We start from the raw sequence: 14037 nt of genomic DNA, 5'->3' as shown, positions 1-14037 counted from the left end.
ATAATCCACAAGCATTTCAGCAAACGTTTTCGTCGGGATATGCTAAAATTCGACGCAAATTTCTCAGTTTTCCGTCAAGATGGAGTTCACATGAAACGTGATTTAGCAATGGCCTTTTCCCGAGTGACCGAAGGTGCAGCTTTAGCCGGGTATAAATGGCTTGGGCGCGGTGATAAAAATGCAGCCGATGGCGCTGCTGTCGAAGTCATGCGGAGCCTGTTGAATAAAACAGAAATCACGGGAGAGATTGTAATTGGAGAAGGGGAAATCGATGATGCCCCGATGCTCTATATCGGCGAGAAGGTTGGTTTGGGCGGTGATGAAGTTGATATCGCGGTTGATCCGATAGAAGGTACTCGCATGACAGCCATGGGGCAGTCAAATGCGCTCTCTGTATTGGCCGCCGCGGAAAAAGGTAGCTTTTTGAAAGCACCCGATATGTACATGGAAAAACTGGTTGTCGGTCCGGGTGCCAAAGGATGTATCGATCTCAATCAACCCCTCAAACAGAATCTCGAACATGTCGCGCAGGCATTAGGTAAATCTCTGGATACGCTGGTCGTGATTACATTGGCAAAACCTCGTCACGATCAAATCATTGCCGAGATGCAACAGTGGGGAGTCCGCGTCTTTGCCGTCCCCGATGGCGATGTGGCGGCTTCAATTTTAACCTGTATGCCCAATAGTGAAGTGGATGTAATGTATTGTATCGGTGGCGCACCGGAAGGCGTGGTCTCCGCTGCCGTGATTCGTGCCTTAGACGGTGATATGCACGGTCGCCTTCTGCCTCGTCACGAAGTAAAAGGTGACACCGATGAAAACCGCCAGCTCGGTCAGCAAGAGATCGAACGCTGTCAGAAAATGGGCGTAGAAGCCGGTAAAGTGCTGAAGATGGAAGACATGGTCCGCAGTGATAATGTGATTTTCTCAGCCACGGGAATCACGAAAGGTGACTTACTGGATGGCGTCACTCGTCAAGGTAATATTGCCGTCACCGAAACCCTGCTCATTCGCGGTAAGTGCCGGACGATCCGTCGGATTCAATCCACGCATTACCTGAACAGAAAAGATCCGGAAGAACGGATGTGGATTGTCTGATATAAACGATTGCCCTCTCGATATGACGCATTGAGAGGCACTTGTCAGCAGAGATATCCGTACTCCGAAGAATCCAACTTAATATCCGATACAAAAAAAGACCGCTCACCGCGGTCTTTATTAATATGTGCTACGAAAAAACCTTAAAACAGTTCTTCAGCAACTTTGTATAAATCCTGGCGAACAGGACGCTTCAAGTTCTCGATCGCATCGATGATGTCGTGGTGAACCAGATCTTCTTTCTGAATACCGACACAACGACCACCATAGCCTTCCAACAGAAGGTGAACGGCGTAGTTCCCCATCCGAGAGGCTAAAACCCGGTCAAACGCTGTCGGACGACCGCCACGCTGAATGTGACCAAGCACAGTCGCTCGTGTTTCACGTTTCGTCGCGTCTTCAATCTTCTTCGCCAGAACGTTGGCATCCATCATCAGCTCAGTTAAAGCAATAATGGCATGTTTCTTCCCTTTCGCGATGCCATCTTTCAGATTGGAAATCAGCTCATCCATATTCAATCCCGTTTCCGGGGTAATAATATATTCACATCCACCGGCAATGGCTGACATCAGTGTTAAATCACCACAATGACGTCCCATAATTTCAACAATAGAAATCCGTTGGTGAGATGATGATGTATCGCGCAAGCGGTCGATCGCATCAATCACGGTATTCAAAGCCGTCAGATAACCGATGGTATAATCAGTGCCGGCGATATCATTATCAATGGTGCCCGGCAGACCGATACATGGATATCCCATTTCTGTCAGCTTCTTCGCGCCCATATAAGAACCATCACCACCGATCACGACCAGCGCTTCGATACCATGCTTCTGCAAGTTCTCAATCGCTTTTTCACGAACGTGAACCTCTTTAAATTCAGGGAAACGTGCCGACCCCAGAAATGTGCCACCCCGGTTAATCACGTCAGAAACACTCGAGCGATCTAACTGGGCAATCCGGTCTTCATAGAGTCCCAGATAGCCATCATAGATGCCGAAAACTTCTAAACCAGCGCCTAATGCAGTGCGTACAACGCCACGAATCGCAGCGTTCATCCCTGGAGCATCACCGCCACTTGTTAATATCCCGATCTTTTTAATCATGCTCACCCTCTAAAATATTGGGAATGTCATTCTAATAGATAGTTGTATTCGGTTGTTGCTGTCAAAACAAACCGATCTTCTCAGCACATCATGTCACTTTTTTTACAATGTTACCCGAACTTTTTTTGCACTGAAGATTAAGTGTTCATATTGTGAATGAGTATTGCAACTTTGTCATTACTCTTTGTTGATTCACATCAGGGTATAGTTTTTTCCTTATGCGAATCAACCATAGTAAAGGGCAATATTGAATACAAAATAGTCTAAAAAATAACGGTCTGCTCTTGCAGCGAGCTCGCTTATAACAGCATATACAACAAGCCATTACGCATTCACACACTTAATTATTTACATAAATATAACCAATATAAATATTTATTAACATTCTTGTGCTCACTGTTGTTTACATTCTGATTATGAATTAATTTGCATTAACTCATCCCTAATCTTGCTTTGTTTTGTTAGTTTAGTCACGCTGGCCTTTAACATCCATAACGACTTTTATTAATTATATCAATCACCTATGATAGGGAGATCAGAAAAATGAAATACACGAAAACCAGTCTGGCCGTCATCCTGACACTGTTCAGTACATCGCTTATCGCGGCAGAAAATTCGCAAGCTGACGCCAACGAAGTCTGGATATCGATTGGTGCTGATGCAAAAGGCACACTGCTGGAATCTGTCACTCAACCCATTCAGCCTCAGTCAGTGGTCGATAATCCTCTTGTCTGGGTGGGAAAGGTTGCTTCACAAGATCTGGCCGAGCTATCGCACAACATGCATGAAGAACATCACCGCTGCGGTGGTTATATTGTTCATGATTCGAAACAAAGTGCGATTGAAGCGAGCCGAGTGCCATTAACCAGCAGTTCCTTTGCTGCGGTTGGCATTGGTCAGCAAGATATCGTCAAACCATTAATTCCATTGATCAGTGCTGATCAAATTACCGATACAATCACCAGCTTGTCGGACTTCACAAATCGCTTCTATACGACCCTCTCCGGAACACAGGCCTCGAACTGGATTGCCAATGAATGGCGAGGTTTGTCTGCTTCATGGGGGAATGCTTCCGTTCAGCAGGTCAGCCACTCAGGCTATCAACAGAAGTCCGTCATTCTCACCATTAGAGGCACAGAAAAACCCGATGAAATTGTCGTCATTGGCGGTCACTTGGATTCCACCATTGGTTCAAGAACCAATGCTCAAAGTGTTGCCCCCGGGGCAGATGATGATGCCTCAGGCATCGCGAGTGTGACAGAAATTATCAGAGTTCTGGCAGAAAACAACTTCAAACCGAAACGGACAGTTGCTTTCATGGCTTATGCGGCAGAAGAAGTCGGGTTACGCGGCTCTCAAGATATCGCCAGTCAATATAAGAATGAGGGCAAAAACGTGCTTTCCGCCCTTCAGTTGGATATGACAAACTATCCCGGTTCTGCTGAAGATATTGTCTTCATGACCGATTATACCGACAGCAACCTGAATTCATTCTTGGCAAAATTGCTGGATGAGTACCTACCCAATCTGAAATACGGCTTCGACCGATGTGGTTATGGTTGCTCGGATCATGCTTCGTGGCATGGTGCCGGATACCCTGCATCAATGCCTTTCGAAGCAAAATTCTCTGAATACAATCCGCATATTCATACCTCACGGGATACGCTCTCCAATTCTGACCGAGAAGGAAAGCACGCGCAAAAATTCGCCCGGCTCGGCCTCTCCTATGTCGTCGAAATGGCAAACTCAGCGGTCGAAGCGCAACAGGATCCGGTGTTGAAGGTCGGCAAACCACTGACTGGATTAAGTGGCAACGCATCGGCTCAAAGCTGGTATACATTTGAACTGCCTGAATCTCGTTCCTTTAAAATCTCAATATCGGGCGGACGAGGGGATGCCGATCTTTATGTGAAGTATGGCGCGAAAGCGGGAACTCGTTCTTATGATTGTCGTCCTTACAAAACGGGGAATAACGAGTCATGCTCGTTTGATCGCGCAGCTGCGGGGACTTACTCAATCATGCTACGCGGTTATTCTGATTACTCAGGCATCACGCTAGAAGCAACGTTCTAATCGTCAGAAAGGACGTCATGCGGATAACCTGAAAACCATTCTCAGGTTATCCGTTCTATCCACATCTCGGCTGAGACCTCATGTGAATCGCGCTCCGAATCAAAACACGATCATCAGTTAAGCATTTATCGTTATCACGACCATTCTGCTACTTTCTGCTCATATTCTGACTCCAGGATCACAGAATAAGGGTCTTGGTGAACAAGCACATCGGAGCCGGGGAACTCCGCCAGCAATAACGCTTCAACCTGATCAGAAATCTCATGGGCCTGAATCAGCGGTAAATGATCATCTAATTCCAGATGAAGCTGAATAAAACGCACCGGTCCGGACATTCGCGTCCGTAAACCATGAATGCCTAAAACACCCTCAACCGATAAACTCAGCTGACGAATGTGACTGATTTCTTCATCCGGCAGTTTGCGATCCAATAACGTCTGAATCGCTTCATGAATAATCTGGTATGCACTATATAAAATATAAACACCGATACCGACGGCAAAAATCGCATCGGCTTGGGTCACCCCTTTCCAACTCATCGCTAGTGCGATCATAATTGCAATGTTCATCCATAAATCAGACTGATAGTGCAAAGAGTCCGCCGCAATCGCCTGACTCCCGGTTTTTTTCACCACATACTTCTGATACCGAACCAACAGGAAGGTCACCACGATTGCCAGCGCACTGACGTAAATCCCCAGCTCCGGTGTTTGGAGCGGCTGAGGACGAAAGAAGCGGTCAACCCCGTTCAGAAATAAAAAGCAGGCAGACCCTGAAATAAACATCGCTTGTGCCAGTGCCGCCAAAGATTCTGCTTTCCCATGGCCAAATGTATGTTCCCGATCTGCCGGCTGAAGAGCATAGCGAACCACCCACAGGTTAACCACCGATGCGGCAATATCCAGCAAAGAGTCAATCACCGACGCGAGTAAACTGACTGAGCCGGTATGCCACCAAGCAAACATTTTAATGATCAACAACGTAATCGCGACAATGGTCGCACTCCATGCTGCTGATTTCACTAAGCGAATATAATTTGAGTGCATCAAAAACTCTGAATGATTGTCATCAATAATGATTAACTATATAACGAAATCAGCTTCATTGCAGGTAATTTATTCATCGCCATATAATATAATTAGCTGATTTTAAACATGAAAATGATAATAATTATTGGTCATAATGACAAAAAAGAGGCGCATCCCTGTCACCTCTTTCTTCACTGACGTCATGTTGCTTCACAGACATCATTTTACTTCACAGACATCATCGCTTTCATCAAAGCGCTCTCCCACCACATGCTGTTTTCACCATGCGCAACACTCCCCCAAAAATCGCGGATGTGTTCCTACCATTGGTTCATCATGACACGAGGACCACCGCCTTGACCCGGTCCGGTCATACTGCCGAATGGTCTTTCTTGAAACATTTTCCGCCATTGTTCTTGTTGTTCTGGTGTCAAAACACGCAACATGTCATGCCGTTGGCGCATCATCTCTACACGCTGGTCAACTTGCCCATTTCCCATTTTACCAGCCAGTTTCTGAGCGGCTTTCTCATCAAAACTTTTTGCCAGTAAAATAGGGGCCATTTCTTGATGAAAATTTTGCATCCGTGTCTGTCTTTGCTCCCAATGCTTTTGCCGGAGTGCTGTCAGTTGATTTTGCTGTTCCGATGTCAGGTTGAATGTTCGAAACATCCCACGGTGATCATAACGCTGGCATTCGGAACATTGATTCCCCCAGCGACCACCGCCATGATGGTTCTGATATCCGGCAAAAACATTCATACTGCCGAGCGCGAGCGGGAGAACAGCAGCTGCCAATATTACTTTTGTTAAAGTATTCATCTCTGTTACCTCTTGGTGGACAGACTGATCAACATCAGCCTTTCGTGTATCTGTAAATTAAGCTTACATTCTGTAAGGTCAACTGGTGTATAGCGCAGGTAAAAGAGTGTAAATGAGGAACCAAACGATCTTTATCCGTGAATTTTAAAGGTAAACTAGTGGTAAAGGTCACCGACTGACAAAGATAAAACGTTCACAGAATTCTGCGGAGAACCACTGATGCCCCATATCCTAATCATTGATGACGATACTGAGTTAACCGCACTACTCAAGGAAGTGCTCAGCTTTGAAGGGTTCAGTGTTGCAGAAGCCCATGATGGGGAAGCCGGTCTGAACATGCTTGATGAACGGACAGACATCATTTTATTGGATGTGATGATGCCCAAACTGAATGGGATGGAAACGCTGAAAAGAATCCGTTCCGCTTCTCAATATGCGCAAACGCCGGTGCTGATGTTGACCGCTAAAGGCGAAGAGATCGATCGGGTCATTGGTCTTGAGCTTGGTGCTGATGACTATCTGCCAAAACCGTTCAGTGACCGGGAACTTCTGGCCCGAATCCGCGCGATTCTCCGTCGTACCCAACCCGTACCGACGCATCAATCAAGTGAAGTCATCGAGAGTGAGGACTTACGCCTCTACCCGAAAAGACAAGAAGCATACTGCCACGATCAACTGCTTGAGTTAACCACAACAGAATTTGCGCTGCTCACTCACTTTGTCCAGCACCCGGGAGAGACACTCACGAAAGAAACCCTGAGTCTGGATGTACTCGGTAAACGACTGGCAGCGTTTGACCGAGCCATTGACATGCATGTCTCCAACTTGAGGAAAAAACTCCCGTCCCGCAATGATGGTCGAGAGAGAATCAAAACACTGCGCGGACGCGGCTACCTGATGATTGCGGAGGACTGATGCATCTTCCTAAGTTAAACAGCCTCTATGGTCGAATCTTTGCCATGTTCTGGTTCACCATGTTACTGATCTTGATCGTGGTACTTTTGCTGCCGAATCTTGACCCGAGAAAAACCAGAGACTTACCGAGTTCGGAACGCCAACGTCTGACGGCAATCAAAGAGAACCTTGAAACCCGATTTGCCGGAGAACAAGATCTCACTCTCATTCTCAGAACATTATCCGCCCAGTTCATCCGACAACCCCGACGCAATATGCACCATCGACCACTTAGGGAAAATCAGGACAAACCGCATCTGTTTCTAACCGATATGGCAGGCCACATTCTGATGGTCAATGGCAATCAGATGATCAGCAACCGGATTCTCCAAAACTTTATCACCGGCATTGATTCAGTCGAGCAACCGCAGCAACGGCTGTACGGCCATTTTCTGATGACGGGCCCGATGCCGATTCATCTTGCCCGACAACCGTTACGACTCTACGTCGCTTTCCCCGACAATCAACTGCCCCCACTTTTTATTCGCTTACTCGATCACCCGGTGTCTCTGTTACTGGTAGTCATGTTGATTAGTACACCGTTGCTGCTTTGGCTAGCATGGGCATTAAGTCAACCGGCTCAAAAACTGGCGCAGGCAGCACAACGTGTTGCGCAAGGCGAGTTTCAGGTTGATCGCTCTCTGGAACAGGGGACCAACGAATTTCGTCAGGCCGGGCAGAGCTTTAACCACATGGTCGGCGCCGTCAATGAGATGATTTCAGGGCAACAACGGCTTTTATCCGATATTTCTCATGAACTGCGCTCACCGCTCACCCGTTTAAGGATGGCGACAGCTCTTGCGACCCGTAAACAAGGAGCCGGCCCTGAACTGGAAAGAATCGATACGGAAGCCCAACGTCTAGAACAGATGATTGGCGAGCTGTTGATCCTGTCCAGAATGCAGCTCAATAGCCACACCGATCAAGAAACGCAGCCGCTGTCCAGTTTATGGGAAACCTTGCTTGAAGATGCCGTCTTCGAAGCTGAACAAATGGCGAAGACACTCACCTATACAACGATTCCGGAGCGATATATCTCAGGCAATCCCCAACAACTGATGAGTGCGGTCGAGAATATAGTGCGTAACGCAATCTACTACGGCAAAGATCAAATTCGGGTCACATTCAGTGACACACCACAACAGTTGACGCTCTGTGTCGAAGATAATGGTGAAGGTGTTCCGGATGATGAATTGGCGAATATATTTCGCCCATTTTATCGCGTATCAACCACCAGAGAGCGCCACAGCGGTGGCACAGGACTAGGGCTTGCAATTACCGAGAATGCCATCCGCCAGCATCGTGGCACGATTCAAGCCAGCCGAAGCACAATGGGCGGGCTAATGATTACCATCATCCTACCGCTGGATATGACAGCTTGATCCCCCGATTCACCCAGTGGTCTGATTTACCATCACGCTCAAAAGGATAAAACAGAAAAAGCCAGCCGAGAGGGCTGGCTTGAAAGAAATATATGAGTGGTCAGCTTAAGGCATTGTATCCGTCACTGTTTTAGCTTTACGGCACAGAGAGAATCTAAACTCATGAATCAAAATGGCAGCTAAAATGCAAACGCCACCAAGCATCTGCATCGGAGTTACCAATTGCTCAAGAAATATAAAACCAAGAATTAAAGCAAAGATTGGCTCAGACAACTCAACCAATTGTACAGTCTGGCTTTTCATAATTGTTAAAGATTTAGTGGTACACCAAAATCCACCAATGGTTGGAAGCAACGCTAAAAGCACCAACGTGAACCATGCACTGCCATCAATACCTACAGGACCAGATAGCGAAAATGGAATCAGTAGATATATCAATCCAAAAAACAGTAATCCACATACGGGAATCAATCCACCACCAATATTCAATTTCTTATTCAGCACCAAAAATAGACCGTAACCGACACCAGCCAATACAGCATAAATAAAGCCGATGTCCACTGAAGCTTCAATGTGCTCATTTTCTATAAAAATCAAATACAAACCTAAAATGGCGAACAAAACTGACATCCATTCCTTTCCTGTCAGGATTCGACGTTCAAGTATTGCATTGGTAATGAATGTTACCAGCGTCGAAACACCGAACAACAAGAACACAACCACAGCAACATTTAGATTCCCGTAAGCAGCGGTCTCGAAGAAATACAGCATGAAAAATCCAAAGAAGCTACAGACAATGAGTGCTTGCCATTTCTCTCTCAAATAGTGCAACATTGTACCGAGTTTATTCGTTGCCACTAAAACGATAACAATTATAAAAAATGCGACCGCACACTTATAAAAAGCAACCGCCTCGGGAGTCATTCCTGAATTGAATAAGTTGACACTAAAAATACCAACCATGCCATTAAAAAATGCAGCCAATAGCGCCAGAAGTACCCCAAACCAATGTTTTTTATCCATGAGAGCCTACTTCATATGTTAGTGGGATTATTGCAGAGCTTACCAAAGACATACACTGAACAATTGCATCTCGAACTTCAATAGAATTCTCACCTTCAAAGTGGACGATTGCAGGTATATCATCATATGAGAACCCTATATTTTCACCATTTAAATTCAATTTCTGATATGTAATATTAGGGTGTTCTAACTGAAATCCATCAGCGAACTGATAACCAGATTCAAATGGATTTGGAACCATTAAAAAACCTGTTACTTTCGTTTTGACCGTATCCACATTTTTTCCCAGTGAGACCTTCGTCCATAGTTCAAAAAGGTCAACACCTTCATTATTATAAGCAACAAAAGGGATCTCGCCACCACCAACTCTTGCCCCTATTTCTAAGAAGTAGAATTCATCATCATGTTCAATAATTTCTAAGTGCATTGCCTGATTGTTTATTCTCAGTAAATCTGCAACATTAAATGCAAGTTTTTTCAAACGTTCATTCACGGAAAGGTCATCAATAGTAAACGATCCCAATGGAACTTTATATCTAAAATCAAGGCAAGTATTAATATATTTAGACACTTTAAAATATGGCATGTCATCACACGATATTATCGCATCGACATGGTAAATATCACCATCGATAAATTGTTCAATTTGAAGACCTTCGACACTTTCCATAGAAGGTATATCATCATGTGAAAAAATTTTATAGACACCTTCTGATGCTGCACCGACTTCTGGTTTAATGATACAAGGGTACTTATACTCAGATATAAATTTATAAATATCATCTTTACTCTGTAACTTCTTGAACATCGGAAAAGGAACATTAGATTTCATGAGCGTAGACTTCATTAATACTTTGTTTCGATGAAGTTCATTATCCTCGATTTTAGCACCCGAGATTCCTAAAGCATCTCGAATCATTGCAGCACTATCCAAATCATATTCAGAGTGTGCAATAACCAAATCAACATGATCACGTTCGTTGATTTCAATTGCAGCATCTAGCACATCTTTACTTTTTAATTCATCAAGTTTTTTTACATTCAAGCAATATTTGGGATTAATATGTTTTTCTTTACCCTTCAATGTAATAAATGACATATAAAATTCATCAGAATTTATATATAGATTATAATTAGAAAATATATCATCATAACGATTAATGATTAAAACATGCTTCATATTAGCCCCACTTCACGATTTAACTCATACACTACATCTTTAATTTCATGATAATTATCACCAAAGAAAATAAAGTGTCCAATACGAGAAGTCCAGTCTTGATGACTACCCAATATATCACCATGATTAAAGTATATTTCACAATTCTTGAAATATTTATGATTCTTATATTTATCAATTGAATTTAATTCTGTAAAACGCTCTTTTATTCCTCTGGATATAAATGAAATAGCAGAAATACCATTGGAACAAGGTTCCTTGGACATTTTTTTATTTACATACGCAGCAATAGTCATTTGAGCTAAATCTATACCACTAGACTGTTTAATTAATTCCACAATCTTATCGCCAGGCATTCTTGCAGCGATTTCAATAGCAACAGGCTGACCATCTGGACGAACTCTCAACTCCAAATGAAAAGGACCTATGTTTATTCCTATCGCTTGAACAATAAATTTCGCATATTGACTTACACGATTTGATATTGTTTCACATACTTGATTCCCAACAATATGTCCAAGTTCGACAAAATAAGGCTCTTCACCCAATATTTTCTCTGTAATTGATAAGATTTCTATCTTATCATCAATAACAACGCCCTCTACACTAAATTCATCGCCTGGAATGTACTCCTCAACAATAAATTTACCTGATGATACGTAGTCCAAATCACTAATTTCACGCTGCGATAAATTCTGCATAAACGAAACCAACTCATCAAAGCTATCAATTCGTTTAACTTCAGTACTACCAGACATATCGACTGGTTTTATAACTGCTGGAAAATCAAATTCCACCGGCACATTCAATGCTTGTAAATTAGTGTTAATATCAATCAAGAAATACCGAATATGACTCAATTTTTGTTCTTTTATCTTATGTCTAAACGCATATTTATCACGTACAAATGCTACAGTATCACGATTTAAACCGGGCAAGCCAAAATGCTTCGCCAGTTGAGCGCAAACTGAAACCGTATACTCAGAACCAGGAAGAATGGCTTGAACATCTCCAATTTTTTCAATCGCACTTATCAGTGATTCAATATCTCTTGAATCAACCTTGACAACTGATTTCACTAAATGCCTCAACTTAGGAGATAGCTTCCTTTCTCCTTCATCAAGACAAAGAACATGTAAATCAACTTCCATTTCTACAGCTGCATGTATATAAGCGATTCCAGATGAAACCGGATCAATTACGACAATGCTCATATTTTCATCCTACTAGCCAAAAGACTCAATTTCTTTTTCATCAAGCTGTACAACCTTTTTTGTAATAATTGTCGAACCTACAGACACTGTGAAAAACTTCTTCTCTATAAATTTCTCGATATCATGATGAATCCAATCAGTAAAATGAACGTTCCTAATATGAACGCCACAATTAACGTGATGCTTTAAGTCGTTAATACAATTTTCATGATAAGTGCTCAAATTATTTCTATTTATTGCAACTATATTTATCCCATCTAACTCATGCTTTTCTGAAAGTTCAATCCCTCTTGAGAGCGCTGCTCCCATGCCACTCCCAGCAGAAATAATATTAATATATCTACTCATTTCCTGATATCTTGGTACAGGTATATTGATAATTTGATATTTGATCTGGTCATCAGGTTTCAAGGTCATAAACCAGTTAGAAAAAATGCCATTTTCTTTAAGCTTTACATGTATACGGAGGAGGTTAAATCCATCTTTATACATTGTTACTAATGAATAACTTCGAGAGATAGAGTAGTCATTATGAAAAATATTCACTATCGACTTTGAAGTGAAAAACTGTTTTTTCACGTTTATCTTTATCTCTATAATGGAGTTATCAATATATTCAACACTCTTAATTGAACCAATAGAAAAATTACCAACATGAGACTCGATGGAGATATCTGTCAATGGTTTGCTAATACAAGGTAAAAATATATTCGGGGTGTTTATTATCTTACCATTCTCTATAACTTGACCAGAGACAAGCTTACATCGACAGACTCGGCATACACCATTAAGACACCCCTTTGTAATGTAATTACTTGGGATATGTTCGATTAAATTATCTTCTATACTAGCTGTTATATTTAAATCAGCTATTTTAATTTTAACCTCAGGCATATTACATCACTATTATCAATAATTATAAAGTGTTTTCTTTTAACTCACTAAAGTATTCACCAATCATAGGTATAAATGTTTCAATATATTGAATTGCATTCTTTAGATCATGTTCACTTTTAATAACCGTTGATAGCATTTCCGTCATCATACCACTATGATCTTCAGCTTCATCAAATGCAACGTGTGATGCAGCTCCACTAACTTCCTCTCCACCTAAATAAGTCCCTGCTTTCTGAGTGATAAAAGGATTATAATTATCGCCATAATATTCTAGGAACCAATCCCAAATAATTGCACTCAATGGACCAAACCGTTCAACACTATAAGTCAGATACCCCATTAATTTAAGTGTAGAAGGAAATGCATTCTCGTCTTTTATATCAGATATGGAATAACCATACTTAGTTAAGTCCTGAGCAAACATCTCATCATGACCTAATTCATCATATAGATAATATGATAGTTTTTTTGCTGCTGGAATATTTCCCTTACATGCAACAGCAACGGCTCTTGCATCCAATTCATTATTCATATTAATACGAATAACGCACTCAAGAATGTGACGCTTGTAATATTCTTTATTAAACCAATCCGTTTGATGAAAGTCACTCATTACAGAGTCTTTTTCAAACTCTTTATCTAATAAATTTTGAACCTTACTTTCTAATAATTTTATAACGTCTTTATTGATAAACATAACCAACTCCTCTATTATTAAATACAATTAAACTATATTTTAAAGCGAACATCACATCTTATAACAATAAAAAATTACCATGAAATTAATAAACGGTATTTATTATATTTTCTATCAATAATCAAAGATTATTTTTACCAGAAATAACCAGCCATCAATAATTATTTGATTCAGATAACACATCAAGCTTCTTATTGATTTCATCAGTAATATTTAAAATTTAAAATTATTTCACACTCATATTTCTATTTTCCATTTCTATGAAATCATAAATTCTGGAAATCAGACTCCGTCATGCTTAACTCTCCGAGTTATCAATCAGTAATTACAACTGAGCACTTTTTGCATTTTTTGCATTCACTAGTAGATTACTCATTGTTTCAACAGTAACGTATTTAGCATAATAAAATACAACACAAAAGCAACAATTTGCATAATGTACTACAACATCAGTAACAATTCAACAAAATGATCAACAATTGATTGTATATAATAAGAAATGGTCGGATTGCTTGATACAAAGGTTAAAGAGAGGAATTAGATAACGATAAACGACCAATTGGA

General features: G+C 41.7%; 12 protein-coding genes. 4 read left to right on the top strand and 8 right to left on the bottom strand.

The genetic code is table 11. From position 1 onward, the window contains the following. The first annotated feature begins 90 nt into the window (after positions 1-90). Positions 91-1098, top strand: a complete 1008-nt coding sequence (glpX, locus tag OCU60_RS01330) for a class II fructose-bisphosphatase (RefSeq protein ID WP_074372217.1) — start codon at positions 91-93, stop codon at positions 1096-1098. Positions 1099-1241: 143 nt separating this feature from the next. On the opposite strand, the gene pfkA is transcribed toward glpX, so the two are convergent. Beyond that, positions 1242-2204, bottom strand: a complete 963-nt coding sequence (gene pfkA / locus OCU60_RS01325) for a 6-phosphofructokinase (RefSeq protein ID WP_074372218.1) — start codon at positions 2202-2204, stop codon at positions 1242-1244. Positions 2205-2747: 543 nt separating this feature from the next. Here pfkA and OCU60_RS01320 point away from each other — a divergent pair. Then, a complete protein-coding gene (locus OCU60_RS01320) occupies positions 2748-4277 on the top strand; it encodes a M28 family metallopeptidase (RefSeq protein WP_074372219.1) in 1530 nt (509 codons plus the stop codon). Between the two features lie 134 nt (positions 4278-4411). Here the strand turns inward: OCU60_RS01320 and fieF are convergent, their stop codons facing one another. Together fieF and OCU60_RS01310 are read right to left on the bottom strand one after the other, a co-directional pair. Then, the gene (gene fieF, locus OCU60_RS01315; protein WP_074372220.1) at positions 4412-5323 is read right to left on the bottom strand and encodes a CDF family cation-efflux transporter FieF; all 912 of its coding nucleotides are present in this window, start codon (positions 5321-5323) and stop codon (positions 4412-4414) included. A gap of 302 nt (positions 5324-5625) precedes the next feature. Then, entirely contained in the window at positions 5626-6126 is a 501-nt protein-coding gene (locus OCU60_RS01310) for a Spy/CpxP family protein refolding chaperone (protein WP_074372221.1), read from the bottom strand. Positions 6127-6345: 219 nt separating this feature from the next. On the opposite strand from OCU60_RS01310, the gene OCU60_RS01305 reads away from it, so the two are divergent. After that, complete coding sequence (locus OCU60_RS01305) at positions 6346-7041, top strand: response regulator (RefSeq protein ID WP_074372222.1); 696 nt, start codon at positions 6346-6348, stop codon at positions 7039-7041. Next, a complete protein-coding gene (gene cpxA, locus OCU60_RS01300) occupies positions 7041-8462 on the top strand; it encodes an envelope stress sensor histidine kinase CpxA (RefSeq protein WP_074372223.1) in 1422 nt (473 codons plus the stop codon). The genes OCU60_RS01305 and cpxA overlap by 1 nt, the downstream gene beginning before the upstream one ends. A 105-nt stretch (positions 8463-8567) precedes the next feature. Here cpxA and OCU60_RS01295 read toward each other — a convergent pair whose 3' ends face one another. Genes OCU60_RS01295 through OCU60_RS01275 form a run of 5 tightly spaced genes read right to left on the bottom strand, consistent with a single transcriptional unit; the run spans position 8568 to position 13473 of the window. Continuing rightward, positions 8568-9485, bottom strand: coding sequence for a DMT family transporter (locus OCU60_RS01295; RefSeq protein ID WP_074372224.1), 918 nt, complete (start codon positions 9483-9485; stop codon positions 8568-8570). Then, positions 9478-10665, bottom strand: coding sequence for an ATP-grasp domain-containing protein (locus OCU60_RS01290; RefSeq protein WP_074372225.1), 1188 nt, complete (start codon positions 10663-10665; stop codon positions 9478-9480). The genes OCU60_RS01295 and OCU60_RS01290 overlap by 8 nt, the downstream gene beginning before the upstream one ends. Further along, a complete protein-coding gene (locus OCU60_RS01285) occupies positions 10662-11879 on the bottom strand; it encodes an ATP-grasp domain-containing protein (RefSeq protein WP_074372226.1) in 1218 nt (405 codons plus the stop codon). The genes OCU60_RS01290 and OCU60_RS01285 overlap by 4 nt, the downstream gene beginning before the upstream one ends. 12 nt (positions 11880-11891) lie before the next feature. Further along, complete coding sequence (locus tag OCU60_RS01280; RefSeq protein ID WP_074372227.1) at positions 11892-12773, bottom strand: hypothetical protein; 882 nt, start codon at positions 12771-12773, stop codon at positions 11892-11894. Between the two features lie 22 nt (positions 12774-12795). Beyond that, positions 12796-13473, bottom strand: coding sequence for a hypothetical protein (locus tag OCU60_RS01275; RefSeq protein ID WP_074372228.1), 678 nt, complete (start codon positions 13471-13473; stop codon positions 12796-12798). Positions 13474-14037: the final 564 nt, after the last annotated feature.

Origin of the sequence: Vibrio spartinae, assembly GCF_024347135.1 — a bacterium.
GTDB lineage: Bacteria > Pseudomonadota > Gammaproteobacteria > Enterobacterales > Vibrionaceae > Vibrio > Vibrio spartinae.
This window is presented reverse-complemented; position numbering and strand designations above follow the sequence as displayed.